At 70.2% G+C, this 22388-nt stretch carries 20 protein-coding genes; 5 read left to right on the top strand and 15 right to left on the bottom strand.

What is annotated here, in order from left to right; all coding sequences use genetic code 11:
- Window positions 1-280: 280 nt before the first annotated feature.
- The 10 genes from ED92_RS28920 to ED92_RS43685 all read right to left on the bottom strand — a co-directional run bounded on the left by ED92_RS28920 (window position 281) and on the right by ED92_RS43685 (window position 11797).
- On the bottom strand, window positions 281-1648 hold the full coding sequence (locus tag ED92_RS28920) for a replication-associated recombination protein A (RefSeq protein ID WP_037344510.1): 1368 nt from the start codon (window positions 1646-1648) through the stop codon (window positions 281-283).
- A 43-nt stretch (window positions 1649-1691) separates the two neighbouring features.
- On the bottom strand, window positions 1692-2540 hold the full coding sequence (locus tag ED92_RS28915) for an SGNH/GDSL hydrolase family protein (RefSeq protein WP_037343867.1): 849 nt from the start codon (window positions 2538-2540) through the stop codon (window positions 1692-1694).
- A gap of 75 nt (window positions 2541-2615) precedes the next feature.
- Complete coding sequence (locus ED92_RS28910; RefSeq protein WP_037343865.1) at window positions 2616-3803, bottom strand: phosphotransferase; 1188 nt, start codon at window positions 3801-3803, stop codon at window positions 2616-2618.
- Between the two features lie 79 nt (window positions 3804-3882).
- Window positions 3883-4824: a DUF389 domain-containing protein gene (locus ED92_RS28905; RefSeq protein WP_037343863.1), complete on the bottom strand. Its 942-nt coding sequence runs from the start codon at window positions 4822-4824 to the stop codon at window positions 3883-3885.
- Window positions 4824-6596 carry an aspartate--tRNA ligase gene (gene aspS, locus ED92_RS28900; protein WP_037343862.1) on the bottom strand — a complete coding sequence of 591 codons (1773 nt, stop codon included), beginning with the start codon at window positions 6594-6596 and terminating at the stop codon, window positions 4824-4826. The genes ED92_RS28905 and aspS overlap by 1 nt, the downstream gene beginning before the upstream one ends.
- A 115-nt stretch (window positions 6597-6711) precedes the next feature.
- The gene (gene merB, locus ED92_RS28895) at window positions 6712-7287 is read right to left on the bottom strand and encodes an organomercurial lyase (RefSeq protein ID WP_037343859.1); all 576 of its coding nucleotides are present in this window, start codon (window positions 7285-7287) and stop codon (window positions 6712-6714) included.
- Window positions 7288-7411: 124 nt separating this feature from the next.
- Entirely contained in the window at window positions 7412-9319 is a 1908-nt protein-coding gene (locus tag ED92_RS28890) for an intein-containing Rv2578c family radical SAM protein (RefSeq protein WP_200882755.1), read from the bottom strand.
- A 131-nt stretch (window positions 9320-9450) separates the two neighbouring features.
- The gene (locus ED92_RS28885) at window positions 9451-10398 is read right to left on the bottom strand and encodes a sucrase ferredoxin (RefSeq protein ID WP_037343857.1); all 948 of its coding nucleotides are present in this window, start codon (window positions 10396-10398) and stop codon (window positions 9451-9453) included.
- 85 nt (window positions 10399-10483) lie between these two features.
- A complete protein-coding gene (locus ED92_RS28880) occupies window positions 10484-11665 on the bottom strand; it encodes a cupin domain-containing protein (RefSeq protein ID WP_037343856.1) in 1182 nt (393 codons plus the stop codon).
- On the bottom strand, window positions 11666-11797 hold the full coding sequence (locus ED92_RS43685; protein WP_005157133.1) for a hypothetical protein: 132 nt from the start codon (window positions 11795-11797) through the stop codon (window positions 11666-11668).
- Between the two features lie 172 nt (window positions 11798-11969).
- Here ED92_RS43685 and crcB (ED92_RS28875) point away from each other — a divergent pair, with 172 nt between their 5' ends.
- Together crcB (ED92_RS28875) and crcB (ED92_RS28870) are read left to right on the top strand one after the other, a co-directional pair.
- Window positions 11970-12380 (top strand): fluoride efflux transporter CrcB, encoded by a 411-nt coding sequence (gene crcB, locus ED92_RS28875; RefSeq protein WP_037343855.1) that lies wholly within the window; start codon window positions 11970-11972, stop codon window positions 12378-12380.
- Window positions 12377-12751, top strand: a complete 375-nt coding sequence (gene crcB, locus ED92_RS28870; protein WP_037343854.1) for a fluoride efflux transporter CrcB — start codon at window positions 12377-12379, stop codon at window positions 12749-12751. The genes crcB (ED92_RS28875) and crcB (ED92_RS28870) overlap by 4 nt, the downstream gene beginning before the upstream one ends.
- 1 nt (window position 12752) lies before the next feature.
- Here crcB (ED92_RS28870) and ED92_RS28865 read toward each other — a convergent pair whose 3' ends face one another.
- Complete coding sequence (locus tag ED92_RS28865; protein WP_037343853.1) at window positions 12753-13178, bottom strand: MarR family winged helix-turn-helix transcriptional regulator; 426 nt, start codon at window positions 13176-13178, stop codon at window positions 12753-12755.
- A gap of 86 nt (window positions 13179-13264) precedes the next feature.
- On the opposite strand from ED92_RS28865, the gene ED92_RS28860 reads away from it, so the two are divergent.
- A complete protein-coding gene (locus ED92_RS28860) occupies window positions 13265-14341 on the top strand; it encodes an NAD(P)/FAD-dependent oxidoreductase (RefSeq protein WP_037343852.1) in 1077 nt (358 codons plus the stop codon).
- A gap of 72 nt (window positions 14342-14413) precedes the next feature.
- On the opposite strand, the gene ED92_RS28855 is transcribed toward ED92_RS28860, so the two are convergent.
- From ED92_RS28855 to ED92_RS28845, 3 genes are read right to left on the bottom strand one after another with little or no spacing between them, the layout of a single operon-like run.
- Complete coding sequence (locus ED92_RS28855; protein ID WP_037343851.1) at window positions 14414-15364, bottom strand: LLM class F420-dependent oxidoreductase; 951 nt, start codon at window positions 15362-15364, stop codon at window positions 14414-14416.
- The gene (locus tag ED92_RS28850) at window positions 15361-17475 is read right to left on the bottom strand and encodes a prolyl oligopeptidase family serine peptidase (protein ID WP_037343849.1); all 2115 of its coding nucleotides are present in this window, start codon (window positions 17473-17475) and stop codon (window positions 15361-15363) included. The genes ED92_RS28855 and ED92_RS28850 overlap by 4 nt, the downstream gene beginning before the upstream one ends.
- 20 nt (window positions 17476-17495) lie before the next feature.
- On the bottom strand, window positions 17496-18350 hold the full coding sequence (locus ED92_RS28845; RefSeq protein WP_037343847.1) for a phosphate--nucleotide phosphotransferase: 855 nt from the start codon (window positions 18348-18350) through the stop codon (window positions 17496-17498).
- A gap of 156 nt (window positions 18351-18506) precedes the next feature.
- Between ED92_RS28845 and rocD the strand changes: the two genes are divergently transcribed.
- Complete coding sequence (gene rocD, locus ED92_RS28840; RefSeq protein ID WP_037343845.1) at window positions 18507-19709, top strand: ornithine--oxo-acid transaminase; 1203 nt, start codon at window positions 18507-18509, stop codon at window positions 19707-19709.
- Between the two features lie 31 nt (window positions 19710-19740).
- Entirely contained in the window at window positions 19741-21102 is a 1362-nt protein-coding gene (locus tag ED92_RS28835) for a DUF2252 domain-containing protein (RefSeq protein WP_037343844.1), read from the top strand.
- Between the two features lie 404 nt (window positions 21103-21506).
- On the opposite strand, the gene ED92_RS28830 is transcribed toward ED92_RS28835, so the two are convergent.
- Window positions 21507-22382 (bottom strand): FAD-dependent oxidoreductase, encoded by an 876-nt coding sequence (locus tag ED92_RS28830; protein WP_037343843.1) that lies wholly within the window; start codon window positions 22380-22382, stop codon window positions 21507-21509.
- Window positions 22383-22388 lie beyond the last annotated feature (6 nt).

Here is a 22388-nt window from a genome sequence, read left to right as displayed (position 1 = left end):
GTCGGCCACACCGGCGACGGGCCCCTCGGCATGCCCAACGCCGATGACCGTGTGGATTTCGGGACATCTGACGTCCCAAAACCCACACAGTCCATCGCGATCGAAGCACTCCCTAGCGGACGACCATCGTGACCGGTCCGATCACGCACGACTGTGTGGATTTCGGGTCATCCAACGCCCCAAAATCCACACAGCCCATCGTCACCGGACCGATCACCACCGCTCCCAGCGCATACCCTGGCCCACGGCACTCCCCGCTGACAACCTCGCCGAACGCGGGCTAACGCTCCCCCCGAATGGTCCTCCGCAGCTTCGGCACCCGCTCGTGCAACGTCCGCTCCGCCCCGCGCTGCGTCGGCTCGTAGTAGTCCCGCCCCACCAGCTCGTCCGGCGGATACTGTTGCGCCAGAACACCTTCCGGCACGTTGTGCGGATACCGGTAGCCCTTCGCGTTGCCGAGTTTCTCCGCGCCCGCGTAATGCCCGTCGCGCAGATGCGGCGGCACCGTCCCGATCCGCCCGGACCGGACGTCGCTCAGCGCGGCGTCGATGCCGGTGATGACGGCGTTCGATTTCGGCGCCGTCGCCAGGTGCACGGTCGCCTGCGCCAGCGCGAGACGGCCTTCCGGCATGCCGATGAACTGCACGGCGTGCGCCGCCGCGACGGCCGATTGCAGTGCCGTCGGGTCCGCCATGCCGATGTCCTCGCTCGCGTGCACGACCAGGCGCCGGGCCAGGAACCGCGGGTCCTCCCCCGCCTCGATCATCCGCGCCAGGTAGTGCAGCGCGGCGTCCACGTCCGAACCTCGGATCGATTTGATGAACGCGCTGATGACGTCGTAATGCTGGTCGCCATCGCGGTCGTAACGTACCGCCGCCTTGTCCACTGTGGACTCGACGATGGCGAGATCGATCGTCTTGGCCTCGGTCGCGCTCGCCGCGTCGGCGGCCGCTTCCAGCGCGGTGAGCGCGCGCCGCGCGTCGCCGGAGGCCAGCCGCACCAGATGGTCCCGCGCGTCCTCGGTCAGGGTGAGTTCGCCGCCGAGACCGCGTTCGTCGGCGAGCGCGCGCTCGATCAGCGCGACGATGTCGGCGTCGGTCAGCGGTCGCAGCTGCAGCACCAGCGACCGCGACAGCAGCGGCGAGACCACCGAGAACGACGGGTTCTCCGTGGTGGCGGCCACCAGCAGCACCGTCCGGTCCTCCACCGCGCCGAGCAGGGCGTCCTGCTGGGTCTTGGAGAACCGGTGGACCTCGTCGATGAACAGCACCGTGTTCTCGGCGTTGTAGTTCCGGCGGCGGCGCGCTTCCTCGATGACCCCGCGCACCTCCTTCACCCCGGCCGACAGCGCCGACATCGCCACGAACCGGCGGCCGGTCGCCGCGGAGACGAGGTTCGCCAGCGTGGTCTTGCCGGTGCCCGGCGGGCCGTAGAGCAGCACGGAAGCGGGGGCCGCGCCTTCGACGAGCCGCCGCAGCGGCGCTCCCTCACGCAACAGGTGCTGCTGGCCGACGACCTCGTCGAGCGACCGCGGCCGCATCCGCACCGCCAGCGGCGAGCCCGCGGGTACGGTGATCTCCCTCGGCTCGGCCGGCTCCGGCGGCGGACCGAGGTCGGGGTTCACGGTGAAGAGTTCGTCCTGTGCCACGGTGTCGACGGTAGCCGTACCCACCGACGGTTCCGGCCACAGGTCAGCGCAGCCGCTCCCGGAACGCCTGCCACATGATCACGGCCGCGTACGGCACGAACTCACGCCCCCGCCGCCACACCCACGGGATGCCCTTGAGCACCAGCCAGCCGACGTGCCCGGCGGTACTCGGCTCCACGCCTCCCGAGCAGGTCAGGCTCACCGGCCGCGGCACCGCGAACCCGGCCTCGGCGAGCCGTTCGGTGAACCCGGCCGCCAGCATCCGGTGCCCGAGTTCCGACGGGTGCAGCCGGTCGACGCTCCACGCGGTGAGGTCGTAGGCGCCGGGCAGCAGTTCGAGATCCAGACACGGCACGCCCTCGCGTTCGACGACCCCGTCGATGGCGGCGTTCAGCTCGGCCACCCGCTCGCTCAACGCGCGCCGCAGCGACTGCGGGAGCCGGAACACCTTCCCGTGGTCGTGGTAGCGCACCGGGACCACGACGGTGCCGACGGCGGCCAGCGAACGGATCACCTCGGTGAGGTCCGCGGCGATCTTCTCGGCGCTGAAATCGGGGCGCAGCGTGTCGTTCATACCCGCCACCACCAGCGCGACGTCCGGCCGATGCGCGACGGCCTCCGGCAGCTGCTTGGTCAGCACGCAGCCCATGCGCGCCCCGGTGAACGACGGGTTCAGGTAGCCGTCCGGCTCGACGCCGAGCGCGTCGGCGACGAGCGGGCCGACCCCGCGCCAGCCACCTCGGCCCGGCAGCGGGTCGCCCAGGCCCACGGCCGTCGAATCGCCGAGCACGACCAGTCTGCGAGCGGACCGCGGGACCGCCGGTGCGGGAGGAAGAAGGGGTTCGGGACTCGGAGTGACTTCGACACTGATCACGGTCACGGTAGCCACCATCGGCCACGCAGACTCACCCGTGGTGATGCCTGGGTAACGCGGCGAGGACGGTCGAGCGAAAAGTCCGTGCGGCGGTCACCGGAACGCGGGATAGAACGCGAGATCGGCGTGCGGCCCGAGCCGGGCGCCGAGGGCCGCGGCGACCCTGGTGGCGTGCTCGGAGATATGCGTCAGCCGCGCGCGCAGCGAGTGTTTGGCCAGCTCCCGCCACCAGGTGACCAGCGCGGCCTCCCGGCTGATCGGCGTCGCGTGCCGGTCCAGGTCCAGTTCCGGGAGGATCTCCCAGGTGAGGACCCACAGCAGGAGCAGCTGACCGTCCATCAGATGCTCGGCCAGCGCGTCCTCGTCCGCGAGTCCGGGCCAGACCGAGACGACCTCGGACCGCCAGGCCGCGATCATCGCCTCGCTCATACCCGGCGGCAGGGCCAGCGCGTCCGCGCTCGACGCGAACGGGAGCCGCAGGTACGCCACGTCCATCAGGGTGCTGCGCACCCGGCCGCGCTCGAAGTCGAGGAACCGCACTCCGCCGCTGGTCACGAGGTTGTTGTCCGGGCTGAGATCGACGGGGCTGAACGCGCGGTACGACGGCGCGCCCGCCCGCTCGGCGACCTCCATGACCCGCTGTTGCACCGGCTCCGGCGTCTCGACGTCGAGCAGTTCCTCCAGCAGGCCCGGCAGTTGCGCGCAGACCGCGGGCAACGGCGCGTCCTCGTTCTTGACCGGGCCGCCCAGACGGCGCAGCAGCGCGTTGAAATCGGGCTCACGGCTCGCGGTGGTCGCGTGCAGCCTGCCCAGCGACCGCGCCCAGGACAGCAAGGCGCGTTCGGCACCGCGGGCGTCACGGGCGTGGAGCTTGTCGTGCAACGTCGGGACACCGCCGAGGTCTTCGATCACCAGGACCCGGTCCCGGCCGTCGTGCGCCAGCAGTTCCGGGCACATCCGGTCCTCCGGCGCGAGCGCGGTGAACAGCTGGTAGCTGACCGCCTCCTGCGCGAACGGATCGGGCCGTCCCGGTTCGGGTGGATCGGGGTAGTGCTTGATGACCAGCGTGCGCGGCAGCGCGAACGGCGACGACGCCACCCGCGCCCGCACGACCGTGGCCGGGCCACTGCCGGCGAGGTCTTCGGGGGCGACGAGGGTGATCGCGCTGCCGAATCGGCGCGTGAGGACCGACTCGCCGGCGGCGACCGCGGCCGCCACGGCGAGGGTTTCGGCTCCAGCTCCGACGGTCGAATCGTCGGCAGAGGAGGTATCGACTGTCATTGCCACCGACCCTACTCGTGACTGAGCAACCATGACCACTGAGATCCGGGCAACCACGCGCACTGGCGCGATCGAGGACTCATCCGCGTGAAAGCGGACGTTCCGTCACCCTCGATCGTTGCCCACGACGGCGCAATGTCAGCACAATGGCCGCAGCTGCAACGATTCCGATGAGATTGACCAGCAGCTGGCCCGCCGAATAGAGGCACCGTTCCCACTGACCGGCAACGGCCGCGACCACCGCGTAACCGGCGGCGGGCACCGTCGTCACCGAGATGAAGACGCCCACGAGTGCGGCGGATTTGGCCGACGTCATGGAAAGCATGCCCGCGGCGCCGGCGAGGAGCGCGACGATCAGCGACGCGATTCCCACCTGGTAAACGAAATCGACCTCGTGGTTGTCCGCGAGCTTGCTGACCTCGAGCACCCCGGTGGCGTTGCCGGCCAGCACCACGCCGAGGGTGATCACCATGGCGATCGGGAAACCGCCGAGCAGCGCGACACCGCCCTGCTTCACGAGATCTCCCCGCCGGAGCACCAGCCCGACGGCGATGGCCGCCAGCGGCCCGAATTCCGGTCCCACGACCATGGCGCCGACGATGGTGACGGCCGAGTTCGTGACGACGCCGACCGACGCCAGCAGGCACGCTATGGTCAGGAATGCCTGAAATGTCCAGGTGAGCCGGGACTCCTCGCCGGAGCGGCCGACGAGTTCCTGCCACACCACCGCGTCGGCGCCTTCGCCCGGCGCGGCCTCCTCGGCCTTGTCGGCGGCGTCGGACACCGCGGTGTCCAGCGCTTCCAACGTGATACCGCCGGTGTGGTCGAGGTCGAGCCCGCACAGCGACTCGATGATCTCGTCGGCCGCTTCACGGGCGATGTCCGCTTCGATCAGGTCGCCCTCGGGCGCGACCGCCACCCCGCGATGCACGACGAGGTGCGCGGTCCCGGTGTGCGCCCGCAGGATCCGGATCGCTTCGTCGGTCCGGCCCGGCGGGCACACGGCCCTGAGATGGAGCATCAGTTCTTGACGGGCGGCGCGGGCTTGGCGTCGATGCCCGCCTCCTTGCGCTGCTCCGCGGTGATCGGCGCGGGAGCGGCGGTCAGCGGGTCGAACCCGCCACCGGTCTTCGGGAACGCGATCACGTCACGCAGCGACTCGGCCTTGGCCAGCAGCATGACGATCCGGTCCCAGCCGAACGCGATCCCGCCGTGCGGCGGCGGGCCGAAGGCGAAGGCGTCGAGCAGGAAGCCGAACTTCTCCTGCGCCTCCTCCTCGGACAGGCCCATCAGCTCGAAGACCTGCTTCTGCAACTCCTGCTGGTGGATACGGATCGAGCCGCCGCCGATCTCGTTGCCGTTGCAGACGATGTCGTAGGCGTAGGCCAGCGCGTTGCCGGGGTCGTCGGCGAGTTTGCCGATCCACTCCGGGGTCGGCGAGGTGAAGGCGTGGTGCAGGGCCTTCCACTTGCCGCCGCCGACGGCGACGTCGTCGGACTCCTCGGCCGAGATGAACATCGGGAAGTCCACGACCCAGACGAACGACCAGGCGTTCTCGTCGATCAGGCCGAGACGGCTGCCGATCTCCAGCCGGGTGGCGCCCAGCAGCGCACGCGCGTCGGCGGGCTTGCCGGCGGCGAAGAAGACGCAGTCGCCGGGCTTGGCGCCGACGGCCTCGGCGACCGTCTCGCGCTCCTTCTCCGACAGGTTCTTCGCGACCGGCCCGCCGAGCGTGCCGTCCTCGTTGACCAGGATGTAGGCGAGCCCGCGGTGGCCGCGCTGCTTGGCGAAGTCCTGCCAGGCGTCGAGGGTCCGGCGCGGCTGGTCGGCCCCGCCCGCCATCACGACGGCGCCGACGTAGGGCGCCTGGAACACGCGGAACGGGGTGTCGGCGAAGAACGCCGTCATGTCGGTGAGTTCGAGGTCGAAGCGCAGGTCCGGCTTGTCCGAGCCGTACTTCTCCATCGCCTCGGCGTAGGTGATGCGGCGGAAGGGCTTCGGGATCTCGGCGCCGATCAGCTTCCACAGCGCCGTCACGATGTCCTCGCCGAGCGCGATGACGTCGTCCTGCTCGACGAAGCTCATCTCGATGTCGAGCTGGGTGAACTCCGGCTGCCGGTCGGCGCGGAAGTCCTCGTCCCGGTAGCAGCGCGCGATCTGGTAGTACCGCTCGAGGCCGCCGACCATGAGCAGCTGCTTGAACAGCTGCGGCGACTGCGGGAGCGCGTACCAGGAGCCGGGCTTGAGGCGGGCCGGGACGACGAAGTCGCGGGCGCCCTCGGGGGTGGAGCGGGTCATGGTCGGGGTCTCGACCTCGACGAACTCCTGGGCGTGCAGCACCTCGCGGGCGGCGCGGTTGACCTCGCTGCGCAGGCGCATCGCGGCCGCGGGGCCGCTGCGGCGCAGGTCGAGGTAGCGGTGCTTGAGGCGCACCTCTTCGCCGACGTCGACGCGGTCGTCGATCGGGAACGGCAGCACGGCGGCCTCGGACAGCACCTCGAGCTCGGTGACCAGCACCTCGATCTCGCCGGTGGGGATCTCGGCGTTGGCGTTGCCCTCCGGGCGCTTCGAGACCTCGCCGACGATGCGGACGCAGTACTCGGAGCGCAGCTGGTGGGCGCGCTCGGCCATCTCGCCCTCGCGGAAGACGACCTGGCTCACGCCGCTGGCGTCGCGCAGATCGATGAAGATGACGCCGCCGTGATCGCGCCGCCGGGCCACCCATCCGGTGAGGGTGACCGTCTGACCGGCGTGCTCGGCACGCAAGGTGCCGGCTTTGTGGGTGCGAAGCACTGCGGGTGCTCTCCTTCGGCATCACGATTCTGCGATTCGACGGCGCTGCGGTTCGACTTCCGCGCCGACGTCAAAGGCTAACGAATCGCCCGTGATGCCTCGCGACCAGGTGTTCTCAGATCGTCGGCCAGGCCTCCAGCGCGGCGACCATCCGCCGCGTGTGCGCCAGATAGTCCGGCACGGACAGGACCCGGCCGTCGATGTTCTCCAGCAGCCAGCCCGAGGCCGCCTCCTTCGACGCGAAGAACTCCGTGCAGACCAGCGCATCGACGTAGTCCTGGCCGAGGGCGAGGTCGATCCCGGACAGTCGTGACGCGGCGACGACGGCGTGCGGCGGGTCGACGCTCAAGACCCTCTCGCGGGTGAAGTGGACACGGACACGCGCCCCGGTCGCCGGGCAGACCGCGTCCGCGTGCACGGGTTCACCGGTGGCGACGGCCAGGAGGAACAGGTCGACCCGGTACCGGTCGGAGCCCGCCCGTCCGGTAGGGCGCGAGCCTCGGTCCATCACGACCAGCCCGTCGCGGATGACGAAGCCCATCAGGTCCATCAAACGGTGGGCTTCGGCCGGGTCCATGCCGACGGTGGCGGCGAGTCTTCCGATGGCGATGGGGTGTCTGCCCGCTCTGGTCAGCTTGGTCGCGGCCCAGGCGATGCGGACAGCGGCGGTGCGATCCGTACGGGTGGTCAACAGGCACCTCCTCGCCTTCGTCCCCTTGAGATTAGGCACGAAAGGGTTTTCCGCCAAGCCACTGCGCCGAACGGCCGAACCCGTTGTGCGGTAAGACTTTCGGCCGCCCGAGGCGAAAGTGCGCCTACAGCAGTTTCAGTTGCTCCGCCGCCGGTACCACCGCCTCCCCGGAACGCTGCACGGGCATCGTCACCTGCATCCGTTCCCCGTCGTCCGCACGGGAACCGAAACCGTGGCGGCGCAACAACGGGCCGACCCTGGCGCCGAGCCGCTCCCGATAGGACTTCGGGAGATACGCGCCGCGCGAGTACAGCTCGCGGTATTTCGGCACCAGCTCCGGATGTTCCCGGCCGAGCCAGCGCGCGAACCATTCCCGCGCGCCCGGCCGCAGATGCAACGGAAGGACGGTGACCCGGGTGGCGCCCGCCTCGGCCAGCCGCGAGAACAGGGCGTCGAGCGCGGCCACCGAGTCGGTCAGGTACGGGAGCACGGGGGCGACCAGCACCGAACACGGCAGCCCGGCGTCGCGTGCCTTGCGGATCAGGTCGAGCCTCGCCCGCGGGCTCGGCGTTCCCGGCTCCAGACGGTGCTGGAGCTCCTCGTCCAGCAGCGCGAGCGAGATCGCCAGCCCGGCGGGCACGTCCTTCGACACCGATTCCAGCAACGGGAGATCCCTCGCCAGCACGGTCCCCTTGGTCAGGATCGACAGCGGCGTTCCCGAATCGGCCAGCGCGGTGATGATGCGCGGCATCAGCTTGTACCGGCCTTCGGCGCGTTGGTAGGGATCGGTGTTCGTGCCCATCGCGACGTGCTCGCGTGTCCAGCTCGGCCGCCGCAGCTGCGCGGCCAGCACCTCGGGCGCGTTGACCTTCACGATCACCTGCGTGTCGAAATCGCGTCCGGCGTCGAAGTCGAGGTACGTGTGGGTGTTCCTGGCGAAACAGTTGTGCGTGACCATGCCGTCGGCGATGAAGTCGCCGGTGCCGGTGGTGATGTCGAACAACGGCAGCTCGATGCCCAGCGGCTCGATGGACGTCACCTTCCGTCTCGTCCGGCCGATCGGCAGGCCGTCGAGCGATCGTTTCCTGCCGACGGCGGGGTCGGCGAGATGGAAGAACCGGACCTCCTCCGAGGGCCCGCCGAGGATCTGCACCGTCCACAGCGGACGGAATCTGGCGTTTTCGCTTCTGACGTAACGGAAGCCGAAGTTCCCCAGCGCGGAACAGAAGGTCGAGACGATGTCCTGTTCGTCATGGGTGACGCGCAACGCGCCGTGCCGGTAGCTCCCGGCGAGATCGAACAACCCGGCCAGGAATCCGCGCAGCCAATGGGAATCCGGCGATGGCGGCACCTGCACGAAACCGACCGACGCACCGAAATCCGGCAGGTAGCGAAGCGCGCGGTCCGCGGCGTCCTTCTCGGCGGAAAACCCGCCGGAGCGCAACATCCCGCACAGGTATCCGGCGCGGTAGCCGAGGGTGTCGTCCGGGGTGCGCGCGAGCCGCCCGACGCCGACGAGTTCGGTGCCGCCGACCAGATGCGGCCGCTGGGCCGCGCCGAACCGGGTGCCGGTGACGTGTTTCCAGCCGCGACCGGTCAGGAACCGGTGATCGCCACTGGCCACGATGGACGTTCCGTCGTCGAGGGACAGGCGGTACGCCGGTTTCAGCGTCGACCAGTGCGCGAGGACCTTCGTCGGCACCAGACGGCGCCCCGCGCCCCGCCCGCGCGTCCCGTAGATCGCGTCGCCGGGCGCCAGTTCCGCGAGCGGCTTCGTCCGGCCGTCGGCCATCAGGACCGGCGTGCCGCCCTCGAGGCAGTACGTACACGCGTGAGAACAACCGCGGTACGGGTTCACCGTCCATCCGAACGGGACACCCGAGCCCTCGGGCACCTTGTTCAGCACGGATTTGGCGTGCACCTCGTGAAAGGTGACGCCGTCGAACTCGGGCGTGCGCACCGAACGCAGCAGCCCGTCCAATCCGGGCAGTACCGGCTCGCCGCCGTCCGCCCGCTGTCGATCCCATCGCACCCGGCCAGTCGAACACATGTTCTAGACAGGTGTCAAACGTATGTTCGAACGAGGGTGATCTTCGCAGCATTTAGTCCTCTGGATGCGGTAGTTGCGCGTGCAAGGACCGCATCCAGAGGACTAAACGCGAGCTAGAGCTTCGTGATCTCGTCCGCCACGTACCCGGCGGGCTGGATCAGCCCCGCGCACCGGCTCTCCCCGCGCGGCGCCGCCGAACGCCGCCGCACCGTCACCGAGTAGAAGTCCTCGCCGCCGCGCACGGTGACGACCCGCGCGTCGGATTCGAGCAGCGGCTCCTCCTGGACGGCGAGCACGTCGTCCAGGCCAGGGAGGTCCAGCCGCCGCCGGAGCGCGATCTCCGCGAACTGCGCCCACGCCGTCCGGGCGGACGTCCGGCCGCGAAGCTGCTCCGGCTCGACCTGGCCGCGCAACGCGGCCTTGGCGACCAGCCCCGCTTCGGCCGGGTTCAGCTGGCCGTGCAGGAAACCGTCGGGGACCACCAGCAGATTGCCCGCCCAGCGATCGCCGCCGACGTGGCTGACCTCCCAGGACCGGCCGGGATGGTTGGTGTTGAGCGCCGAGGCCAGCGGCCGGCCGAGCACCGCGCAGCACATGTCCTTGGTGCCGTGGGTGCAGACCAGGAACAGCGGCCCGTCCACGCGGGTACCGAGCCCACCGGCGCCTTCCGCGACGGCTTCGAGGTCCAGCGTGGCCAGTTCGCCCAGGTCGTGGATTTCGAGGCGTTCCAGCCAGCGGTTGCCCGGCTCGCCGCCGCCCACGTACACGGAGCGAGGGCGATCCGGGTCGCGCTGGTGTTTGCCGGGACGGCGGATGAGCAGCGGACGGAGCCCGTGCGACCGTCTCAAATTCTCGAGCAGCTCGCGTCGCTCGGCGGGGAAGGCCTCGTCGAGGACGTTTTCCAGCGCGTCCGCAGGCCACGGGCCCGGCTGTTCGATGAGCAGCCAGCACCGCATGTCCGCCGCGGTGCCGGCGGGGCTCGCCCCGAGCATGCGCGCGACGGTGGCGCAGCCCGGCAACGCGGCGGGCGGCGCTTGCGTGTCCGAGAGCTGAGCGGTCATCGGCTGACCCCTCCGGACCTCACCTTAGGCATGCCTTAGCTTACCCCGTCCGGGCTCCCTCCACACTTCTCGCCTCTTGTGACTTTCAACCGATCGAGAGCAGTCCCTGCGTGGTGAGCTCACCGAGGAAGGCCCGCACCGTCCCTCGATCGAGTTCGGACAGCTCGGCGAGTCGCTTGACCGCCTGCGGCGAGCCGTCGAGCAGCGCCTTCAGCAGCGGGGTCGCGGCGCCCGCGAAGACGAACCGTTTCCCGTCCGCGAGCAGGGTCACCCGGCCGTCACCTTCTTCGAGCACCGCCCTCGGGACGAGGAACCGGACCTCGGTCTCGTCGCCGTCCGGCAGCAGGCCGGGGGTCGCCGCCCAGGGCAGGCCGACGCGCGGATGCGCCGGGGCCGCCGCGTCGCGTTCGGCGAGGAACCTGTCGACGACGTCGGTGGTCAACGTGGCTTCCAGCTCCGCGCGCAGGGCCGCGGCGCGGGCCGCGCGCTCCTCGGCCGTCCCGAACCGCGGGAGGTCCTGCCGGAACGCGGTGCTCGCCCGCAGCTTGTCCGCGAGCCAGGAGACGAGGTCGATCCCTGTCGCCGGGCTGAAGCCGAGCGTGAGATGCAGCGACATCTCCCCCACGGCGGTGACGTCGTGCCAGTGCCCGCGCGGGACGTAGAGGACGTCGCCGTCTTCGAGGACGAAGTCGTCGATCGGCTCCCCCGGCCGCTCGGGCTGCTCGACGTCACGATGCAGCGGGGCGGGCCTGGTCGGGCCGTGCATCCGCCAGCGTTTGCGGCCGGCGACCTGGATGATGAACGCGTCGTGGTCGTCCCAGTGCACGTCGAAACCGTGGGTCACACCCCAGCCCGCGTACAGGTTGACCTGGACGCTCTCGCGGAGGTCGTGTTCGAGACTCCTGGCCAGATCGCCGATCGGGTCGCTGAGTTCCTGGATGGCGTCGAGCACCATCGTCGCGCCGCCGCGGAGATGCTCCGTGAACGGAGCGGCCTGAAGGCGGGGGACGGTGCCACTGCGGCGGGTGGGGACGAGATCGGTGTAGCTCTCCATGGGCACCGGGGTGCCATCGAGCGCGAGGCGCAACCGCGGGAACTCCAGGCGGTGCTGCCGGAGGATCGCGTTCAGCGCCGGCCACGGCAGCAGGTCGGCGAACCGGCCCGCGCGGCCTTCGAAACGGCGGTAGGTCTCGCCCTGGACGTCTTGGAAGAACTGGCTGACCCCGAGCGGAGCCACGAGGTCAGCCAGCGTCGGCGTTTCGGGCACTCAGCCGTCGTTGCCGTCGTTGTCGGCGGCCGCGCCGTTGGCCTTCCCGCGGTCGACCGCGGTCGGGATCTTCTCGACCTCCAGCAGCAAACCGCTGTCGGGAGCCTGCGTACCTGACTGTTCCTGTGCCATCCTGCCACCTTTTTCTCGGACGAGCGGACGGACCGAAAATCGGCCTGGAGCGCCGCCAAGCCTACGACACGTTTCGAGAAAATTCACTGCCCAGCAGGGAAAAACGGCCTTGTGAGCGATCTTCGACACCGTGGCGCCGGTTCACCCGGACAGCGGTTCTAAGCTGCCATCCGTGGCTGAACCGGCATCCGTCCCCCGCCCGCGATGGGACGCGTTCGCGGCCATCGGAGCGGGTGGCGCGCTGGGCAGTCTCGCCCGCTACGGTCTCTCCGTCGCGATCCCCCACTCCCCCGGCCGGTTCCCGCTTTCCACCTTTGCCACCAACGTTTCCGGCTGTCTGCTGATCGGTGTGCTGATGGCGCTGCTGACCGCGGCGGGGAAACCGCACAGACTGCTACGGCCGTTCCTCGGGGTCGGGATCCTGGGCGGCTACACCACGTTTTCGACCTATGCGACGGACACACTCGATCTTGTGACGGCGGGGCGTCCGTTCACCGGGTTGGCGTACGCGTTCGCCACGGTGGCCGCCGCACTGGTAGCCGTCTACGCCGGGCACGAGATCACCCGCGCGGTGCGGAAATGACCGTTCTGTTCGTCGCGCTCGGCGGCGGCCTCGGCGCGATCCTGCGATTCCTGACCGACCGGCGCGTCCAGGCCTGGCGGAAATCCGCGTTCCCGTGGGGCACGCTCACGGTGAACGTCGTCGGCTCGGCGATCCTCGGCGTGCTGACCGGCTGGGCCCTGCACGGCGGACAGCCGGACGCGGTCCGCGCGCTGCTGGCCGTCGGTTTCTGCGGCGGGCTCACGACGTTCTCGACGTTCGGGTACGAAACCCTGCTGCTGTTCACCGGAAAGCGGCGAGCACGCGCAGCGCTGTACGTCGGCGTCACGATGGCCGCCGGGATCGGCGCCGCGGCGATCGGGCTCCTGATCGCGTCCGCGATCTGGCGCTGACTCAGTCTTCGGGCGCCATCCGCCACGCGGCCGCGGCGATCGCCTCGCGCTGCTCGGCCGGAAGGCCTGCCGCCATCTCCTCCAGCTTCTCGACGACGCCTTCGTGGGCGGCGTTCGCGAGCCGGAGCCCTTCTTCGGTCAGCGTGATCTTCAGCGCGCGGCGGTCACAGGAATCCGCGACCCGCTCGACGAGCGCGCGCCGCTGCACGCGGTCGACCAGGCCGGTGACGCTGGACTTCTCGAGGTTCAGCATCTTGCCGAGGTCGGTCATCCCGACACCCGTCTCCCCCTGTGCCAGTACGCAGAGCAGCTGCGCCTGCTGTGGCGTGAGGTCGTACGACCGGCCGACGTCGATGAAAGCCCGCTGCACGAGATGCGAAAGCCGCACCAGCGCGGTCGCGAATCCGAGGTCTTCGGCCGTGGTCATGACCGGAGTCTACTTGACGATCGTTCGGAGTACGAACTACTGTAGTTCGTAGTACCAACATTACGCACTACGAACTAGGGGATCTCATGACCACGACCGTGGCCGTCATCGGCGGGGGATACGGCGGCACGACCGTCGCCAAGGAGCTGGACTCGTTCGCCGACGTCGTGCTCGTCGAGCCGCGCGAGGACTTCGTCCACCACGTCGCCGCGTTGCGCGGACTCGTCGATCCCGAGTGGACGGATCGGCTCTTCTACCCGTACTCCGGGCTTCTCGAACGGGGACGGGTGCTGCGTGACCGCGCGGTGAGCGTGGACCAGGGCGGCGTCACGCTCGCGTCGGGTGAGCGGCTCGCGCCGGACTACGTCGTGCTGGCGACCGGTTCGGCGTACCCGTTCCCGGCGAAGATCGATTTCCACGACAGCGCTTCGGCGAAGGCGAAGATCCGCGCCACCCGGGAGGAACTCACGGGAGCGGAGAAGGTGCTGCTGCTCGGCGCGGGCCCGGTGGGCCTCGAACTGGCGGGCGAGATCAAGGCGGTGTGGCCGGAGAAGACCGTGACGATCGTCGACCCGGCGAAGGAGATCCTGGCCGGTTTCCCGGACGAGTTCCGCGCCGAGATCCGCCGTCAGCTCGACGACCTGGGCGTCGAACTCCTGCTCGGCACTTCACTGACCGAGGCCCCCGTGTCGGAGCCGGGGCAGGCCAAGACGTTCACCTCGGGGCTCACCGGCGGCGGCGAGGTGACCGCCGACCTGTGGTTCCAGTGCTACGGCGGCGCTCCGCACACCGCGTACCTCGACGGCGAACTGGCCGCCGCGCGGCAGGCGAACGGGCAGGTCGAGGTGACGCCCGAACTGCGTCTGCCGGGGCAGCCGCGCGTGTTCGCGCTCGGCGACATCACGGCGTTGCCGGAGGGGAAGCTGGCAAAGGTGGCCGGTGACCACGCGGAGGTCGTCGTGGCCAACATCCGGGCGCTGATCGAAGGCGGCGAGCTGCGCACGCACACGCCGGGCGGGCCGATGATCTCGTTGCCGCTCGGGCCTTCCGGGGGCGCGACCTACGCCGAGGAGGTCGGCGTCCTGGACGCGGCGACGACGTCGGAGATCAAGGGATCGCACATGATGGCGTCGCGGTACGACGAGCTGTTCAACGTCGCCTGAGCCGCCCCCCGGATGTCATGAAAGGGCCGTTCAGGACGAAAGATGTCCTGAACGGCCCTTTCATGACACGCGTCAGCGGGGAGCGAGGCCCCGAACGTGCGCGAACGGATCCTCACCCGTCGGCAACAACGCGATGATCGGCGTCGTCAGCCCGTTGTCCACATAGGACTGCACCTGCTCGCGGCAGGATTCGAGGCTGCCGTGGACGATCAGGTCGTCGACGACCTCGTCCGGGATGACCTGGTTCGCCTTCTGCCGGTCACCCGCCGCCCACGCCTCGTGCATCGGCGCGAGCGCCTCACCGCGGCCGAGCCATTCGTGGAACGCCGCGTACACCGGCACGGTCAGGTAGCTCGAAATGAGCATGCGCCCGAGCCCGCGCGCGGCGTTCTTGTCCTCGGTGGGGCAGACGAAGATCCGCGCCGCCAGTTCGACGTCCGGCCCGATCTCCGCGCGCACCTTAGGCACGTCGGAGGCGGCGAGCCAGTTGGTGATGGCGCCGTCGGCCTCCTTCGCCGCCAGCCGCAGCATGCCCGGCCGCAGCGCGGCGAGCATGATCGACGGCGGCGGGTCGGCGGGCCGCTCCAGCCGGAACTTGCTGATGGAGAACGACTCGTACTGCTCGGTGACCTTCTCCCCCGCCAGCGCGGAACGCAGGAACCGCAGGGTGTCCCGCGAGCGCGCGAACGGCGCCTCGAACTCGGCGGCGTTCCAGTTCTTCACGATCACCGGCGACGACGCGCCGATGCCGAGCACGAACCGGCCGGGCGCCAGTTCCGCGACGGTCGCCGCGCTCATCGCCAGCAGCCCGGGCCCGCGCGTGTACACCGGCACGATCGCGGTACCCAGCCGCAATTGCGGCGCCCATTGCGAGGCCAGCACCAGCGGCGTGAAGGCGTCGTGGCCCGCCGTCTCGGCCGACCACGCGTCGGTGTAGCCGAGATCCGGCAGTTCCCGCACCATCTCCTCGTGCGCCGCGAGCGGCACCCCGGTCAGCGGAATGGTGATGCCCCACCGTTTCATGCGTTCTCCTCGCTCTTGACCGCGGCACCGGACAGCTCACGCACGATCCAGTCCACCTGCGTGCGCATCAGGTTCTCCGCGACCTCTTCGGCCTGCGGCGTCATATGCGTCGCGCCGGCCAGCGGCAGGAACACGTGCGCGCGTCCCTTGGCCAGCAAGGCCGACGACAGGCGCAACGAGTGGGCGACGAAAACGTTGTCGTCGGCCAGTCCGTGCACGATCAGCAGCGCCCGCGAGAGGTCACCGGCGCCGGCGATCAGCGAGTTGTGCTCGTACGAAGCCGTTTCTTCCTGCGGCAGCCCGAGATAGCGCTCGGTGTAGTGCGTGTCGTACAGCGACCAGTCGGTCACCGGGGCACCCGCGACACCGGCGTGGAAGACGTCCGGACGCCGCAGCACGGCCAGCGCGGACAGGTAGCCGCCGTAGGACCAGCCGCGGATGGCGACCCGTTCCAGATCCAGTTCCGGATGGAGCGCGGCCGCCGCGTGCAGCGCGTCGACCTGGTCGGCGAGGGTGATATCGGCGAGTTTGCCCGCGATCTCCTTCTCCCAGGCCGATCCCCTACCGGGTGTCCCGCGCCCGTCGGCGACCAGCACCGCGAAACCCTGGTCCGCCAGCCACTGCGGGGTCAAGAAGGCGTTCCGGGTCTGCAGGACACGCTGGGCGTGCGGGCCGCCGTACGGGTCGAGCAGCACCGGGAGCTTGCCCTCGCTCTCCTCGTACCCGGTCGGCAGCACCAGCGCGGCGCGCAGGCCCCGCTCCCCCAGCGTCAGCCAGGTCAGGTTCGGCACGACGTCGGGGTCGACGGTGAAGGAACCGATGCGCGCCACCGTCTTCTCGCCGGACACGACGGTCACCACCGGGCCGCTGCGCTCCAGGCTCCACGACGAGAGCACGGTCAGCGAAGCGTTGCCGGAGCCGACGTGCACACCGTCCTCAGTGGACAGACGACGGAGCTCGCCACCCTCGGTGCGGAAGACGTGGATCTGCGTCGGGTCGGCCTCCGAGGCACTGAACAGCACCTCGTCGCCGACGTGCAGGATCGAGCGCACCTGCAGTCCCGGCGGGGTGACGGCCACGCCGTCGACGACCAGCCGGTGGTCGCCGTCGGCGGCGCTCTCGCGCACCAGACGGCCGTCGGCGGTCCACGCCGGGACGCCCGCGGCGAGCTCGACCCAGTGCTCGTCGGTCTCGGTGTGCAGCACCTCGACCGCACCGGTCGCCGGGTCGACCGCCTGGATCTCCAGCTTCCGCTGGTCACGCGACTGGACCGACAGCAGCGGCTTGCCCGCGGCGGACCAGTGCACCGCGGCCAGGTACTCCCAGCCGGTCTTCGTGACGTCGACGCGGGAGCCGTCGAGGCCGAGGATCGCCAGCGTCACGTCCGCGTTCGTGGTGCCCGCGGCGGGATACGCGACGACGTTGGCGGCCGACTGCGGGTTGGCCGGGTCGGCGATCGTCCAGCGCGGCACGGCCGTCCGGTCGGACCGCTCGACGAGCAGGCTCTTCCCGTCCGGCGACCACCAGTAGCCGCGGGTGCGGCCCATCTCCTCGGCCGCGATGAACTCCGCGAGCCCCCAGGCGATGTCGTCGCCCGCCTCCTCCACGAGCACGCGGTCCTCGCCGGTCGCCCGGTCGATCACCCGCAGGCGCCGGTCGCGGACGTAGGCGACGTGCGTGCCGTCCGGGCTGGGCCGCGGGTCGACGACCGAACCGTCGACCAGCACCGCGACCTCGCCGGTGGTCAGGTCGAGGGTGTGAAGCTTGCCCGAGAGCGAGAACGCGGCGACGGTGAAGGCGTCGTCGACCGCGTAGCCGACCACGCCGCCGCCGGTCTCCCGGCTGCGCTCGCGGCGGGCACGCTCCTCCGGCGGCAGGTCCTCTTCACCGGGCAGCAGCTCGGCCGCGTCGACCAGCTTCGTCTCCTCGCCCGACGCGACGTCGAACGACCACAGGCTGTGCCGCGGGTCGGTCCCGGACTCGGACCGCAGGAACAGGATGCGGGAGCCGTCCGGGGAGACCTTGAACTCTTTGGGCGCGCCGAGGGTGAAGCGCTGGGTGCGGGCCTGACGGCGGAGGAACGGGAGATCTTCGAGGCTGTTGTCGGTCACGACCGCACTCTCTCAGACGATCAACCGGGGACGCCAACGCCTTCCAGCTTCTTCAGCTCCGTCTCGGGATCGAAGTCGGCGGGCGGGAACTTCGGGTCCATCTCCTCGATCGTCTCGATCAGCAGCCGCGCGACCAGCCAGTTGCGGTACCACTTGCGGTCGGCCGGGACGGCGTACCAGGGCGCGGCCGCCGTGGACGTCTTGGCGAAGATGTCGGAGTAGGCCTTCTGGTAGTCGTTCCACTGGGCGCGCGCGTCGAGATCGGCCGGGTTGTACTTCCACCACTTCGCCGGGGTCTCCAGCCTCGCCTTGAGCCGCTTCAGCTGCTCCTCCGGCGAGATGTCGAGGAAGACCTTGACGATGGTCGTGCCCGCCTCGGTCAGCTCCTTCTCGAACGCGTTGATCTCGGCGTAGCGCTTGCGCCATTCCGCCGCGGGGACGAGCTTCTGGACGCGCGGCACCAGGATGTCCTCGTAGTGCGAACGGTCGAAGACGCCGACCTGCCCCGGCACGGGGAGCTGCTTGCGGATCCGCCACAGGTAGTGGTGGCGGGCCTCGGCCGCGGTCGGCTTCTTGAACCCGGCGTACCGCACGCCCATCGGGTTGACGAGGCCGAGGACGTGGCCGACGGTGCCGCCCTTGCCGGAGGTGTCCATCCCCTGCAGGACCAGCAGGAGGCTGCGGTGCCCGCCGCCGACGCCCTCCGCGTACAACGCCTCCTGCAGCTCGGCGAGCCGGTCCCCCGCCTCGGCGAGATCTTTGAGTCCCTTGGGCTTCTTGGTCGGCCCGATCGGGAACGAGCCCGGATGGTGCCGCTCGCCGCCCTTGCCGATCCTCAGCGTGTCCCGGACGGAGACGGTGTCCTTTTTCGCCATCCGGCGACGATAACCGCGGTCCGGGTCCCGCGCCTCCGGTGATCGAGTACGCCTCTGCACGATTTCGCCACTCGATGGAGTCGATACGCAACGAACAACGGGTCAAAGCAACGTTTCCCGGATGAAAGCAGCCGGATGGGCATCTAACCTGAACGCATGACGACCGCCGACTTCATCGCGCTCGACGAGCAGTGGAGCACGCACAACTACCACCCCCTGCCCGTGGTGATCGCCACCGCCGAAGGCGCCTCGGTCACCGACGTCGAGGGCAAGACCTACCTCGACTTCCTCTCCGGCTACTCGGCGCTGAACTTCGGGCACCGCCACCCCGGGCTCATCGCCGCCGCGGTCGAGCAGTTCGGCCGGGTGACGCTGACCTCGCGCGCCTTCCACCACGACCAGCTCGGGCTGTTCTGCCGGGAGCTCGCCGAGCTGACCGGCACCGAGATGACCCTGCCGATGAACTCCGGCGCCGAAGCGGTCGAATCCGCGGTGAAGATCGCCCGGAAATGGGCGTACCGGGTCAAGGGCGTCCCCGACGGGACCGCGGAGATCGTCGTCGCGGGTTCCAACTTCCACGGCCGCACGACGACCATCGTGTCCTTCTCCACCGACGAGACCGCGCGCGCCGACTTCGGCCCGTTCACGCCGGGCTTCGTCACGGTGAAGTACGGCGACGCCGAAGCGCTCCGCGACGCCATCACCGAGCGCACCGCCGCGGTCCTGCTGGAGCCGGTGCAGGGCGAGGCTGGCGTGATCGTGCCGCCCGCCGGCTACTTCGCCGAGGCGCGGCGGCTGTGCGACGAACACAACGTCCTGCTGATCGCCGACGAGATCCAGTCCGGTCTCGCCCGCACCGGCACCGTCCTCGCGCTCGACCACGAGGGCGTCCGTGCCGACGTCTACACGCTGGGCAAGGCGCTCGGCGGCGGCATCATGCCGGTCTCGGCCGTCGTCGGGAGCAAGGACGTGCTCGGCGTGCTGCGGCCGGGTGAGCACGGCTCCACCTTCGGCGGGAACCCGGTCGCGTGCGCGATCGGCCGCGCCGTGGTCGGTCTGCTGAAGACCGGCGAGTTCCAGGAGCGGTCGCGGGAACTGGGCGCCCACCTGCACTCGCGGCTCGGCGAACTGGTCGGGAACGGGCTCGCCGAGGTCCGCGGGCGCGGGCTCTGGGCGGGCATCGACATCGCGCCCGGCGGGCCGACCGGCCGCGAGGCGTCGACGGCGCTCGCCGAACGCGGCGTGCTGTGCAAGGAGACGCACGACCACACGCTGCGGATCGCGCCGCCGCTGGTGATTTCCCGCGAGGAACTCGACCGCGGTATCGACGCGATCACGGAGGTCGTCAAGACGCGGTGAACCTTTCGGACGGGTTGTACGTTGCCTGTCCATGGGAGCAGAGCGGGAGTGGGTGGAGCGGCCGCTGGTCGGCACCGAGACGGTGTCGCCGGAGGACTGGTCCGCGAGGGGTAAGGCGCTGCGGGCCGAGGCGCCGACGTCCGCGCACGATCACGCGGCGGCGGGCGAAGGACGGCCGAGTGTGGCGGAGTTCTTCGCGCGGAGCAACGAAGGCCGCCTGCCGGAGCTGGTGGAACTGCGGCGCGAGCGCATGCTCGCGTCGCCGTTCACCTTCTACCGCGGGGCGGCCGGGCTGATGGCCGCCGATCTGGCGGGTTCGCCGACGTCCGGGCTGACGGCGCAGCTCTGCGGCGACGCGCACGCCGCGAACTTCGGGCTGTACGGCACGCCCGAAGGCCAGATCGTCATGGACATCAACGACTTCGACGAATCGGTGCCGGGTCCGTGGGAGTGGGATCTCAAACGGCTCGCCGCGAGTCTCGTCCTGGCCGGTCGCGAGGGCGGCATCGGCGAATCGGGCTGTCGTGAAGCCGCCGAAGACGCGGTGAAGTCGTACCGGCGCACCATCCGCGGCCTGGCGGAGCTGCCGTTCCTGCGGTCGTGGAACGCGTTGCCGGACGCGTCGGTGCTGAGCAAGGTGCGCGCGCACGATCTGATCGACGACTTCGAGGAAGCGGCCGAGAAGGCGCGGAAGAACACCAGCGCCAAGGTCACCGCGAAATGGACTCGGCGGATCGACGACCACGAGACCGGGCTCGAGCGGCACCGCTTCGTCGAAGACCCGCCGGTGCTCACGCACGTCGACGACGCGACCGCCGAAGCCGTCGTGACCGGCCTGGTGTCCTATGTGGACACGCTGCGCGAGTCGCGGCGGACGCTGATCTCGCGGTACCGGGTGTCCGATGTGGCCTTCCGGGTGGTCGGCACCGGCAGTGTCGGGTTGCGCAGCTACGTCGCGCTGCTGCACGGGAACTCCGGCGAAGACCTTGTGCTGCAGGTGAAACAGGCCAACCCGTCGGCGCTCGCGCCGTTCCTCGGCCTGCCCGCCCCGGAGCACGAGGGCCGCCGGATCGTCGAAGGCGCGCGGCTCGTGCAGGCCGAAACGGACATCCTGCTCGGCTGGACGACCATCGACGGCCTGCCGTACATCGTGCGGCAGTTCCGGAACCTCAAGGGCGACATCGACCCGGCGGAGCTGAAGAAGGACCACCTCGACGACTACGGCCGCCTGGCCGGCGCGTTGCTGGCGCGGGCGCACGCGCGGTCCCTCCACCCACGGATGCTGGCGGGCTACTTCGAGGACGACGAAGACCTCGATGAGGCCATCGGTGCCTACGCCATGCGGTACGCGGATCAGACCGAAGCGGACTTCGAGACCTTCCGCGCCCTCTGACCCCTGCCCGCATTTAGTCCTCTAAATGCGGGCAGGGGGCAACCGATCCGGCACCTTTGCGCAGCCCCTCGCGGTGGTCGTGAGTGGCGTTTGGGGCCATTGAGGCGTAAGTCAAAGGTGGCGTGATGGGGTCGGCGGTGCGAGCAGGCTCGCCACCGAGGCCTGGCGTGCTCCTCGTACTGTCCAAAAAGCACACTGTTCGAGAGCGGAGCGTCTGATTTGGGCACTTGCGCAGTATCGCCCGGGGGTCGTGAGTGGCGAGTGTCGTTCTAACCCTCTTTACCACTCACGACCCGCGCGGGAACCGGGCATCAAGACATCAATCGGGCGCGCAGTCCACGCACGGTGTCCGTTGTGGACACATCGCGCCGGGGTCCACCGCATTCAGAGGACTAAATGCGGGTTCAGACCAGGGCCAGGACGTCGTCGGCGCAGCCCCAGGCGACGGTGATCCCCGCACCGCCGTGCCCGTAGCAGTGCACGACGCGACCATCCCGCTCCAGCCGCACCTCGGGCCGGAACGGACGCAAGCCGACCTTCGCGCCCAGCACGGGCGCGTCGGCCAGCGCGGGCACGAGTTCCCGGCACCGGCGCACGATGTCGGCGGTCACGCCGGGGTCCGGTTCGACCGAATCGCGGCCGGGCTCCTGCGTGCCACCGCAGACGACGTGGCGGCCGTGCGGGATCACGTGCCGCAGCACCGGCGTCGAGCCGTCGACGATCCATTCGGTCAGCCCCGGATCGGCGAGGTGGACGACTTGGCCGCCGACCGGCACCACCGTGCCGTCGCCCGCCAGCCGTCCCCCGCCGAGCCCGGCGGCGTTCACCACGAGATCCGCGTCGAGGTCGTCCAGGCGCGAGACGGTGCGGTATTCGGTGCGCACGCCCAGCGCGGCGACCTCCCCGGCGAGCCAGTCGAGGTACACCGGGGTGTCGACGAGCGCGGTGGTGAAGGTGAGCCGTCCGGGTTCGTGATCGAGGCCGGGCATCGACAGCGCCCACGACGGCAGCGCCGCCTCACGCGGGACGACGTACGTCCCCCGGAGCATGCGGACGCCAGGGGCACCGAGGGTGCGGTACTCCTCGACGCTCGTCGAGGTCCAGCGGTCGACCCGGTCGGAGTTCGCCGCCAGCGGCGGGAACAGCACGCCACCCGCGACCGCCGACGTCGTCTCCCCCGGACCGGCGTCGGTGATCACCGTGACGTCGTGCCCGGCCCCCGCCAGCCGGTGCGCGCAGCTCAGCCCGATCACCCCGCCGCCGACCACACTGATCCGCATCGAAAG

Origin of the sequence: Amycolatopsis sp. MJM2582 (assembly GCF_000754115.1) — a bacterium.
In the GTDB taxonomy this organism is placed as follows: Bacteria; Actinomycetota; Actinomycetes; order Mycobacteriales; family Pseudonocardiaceae; genus Amycolatopsis; species Amycolatopsis japonica.
The sequence above is the reverse complement of the archived record's forward strand: the minus strand, read 5'-3'. Positions and strand labels throughout refer to the sequence as shown.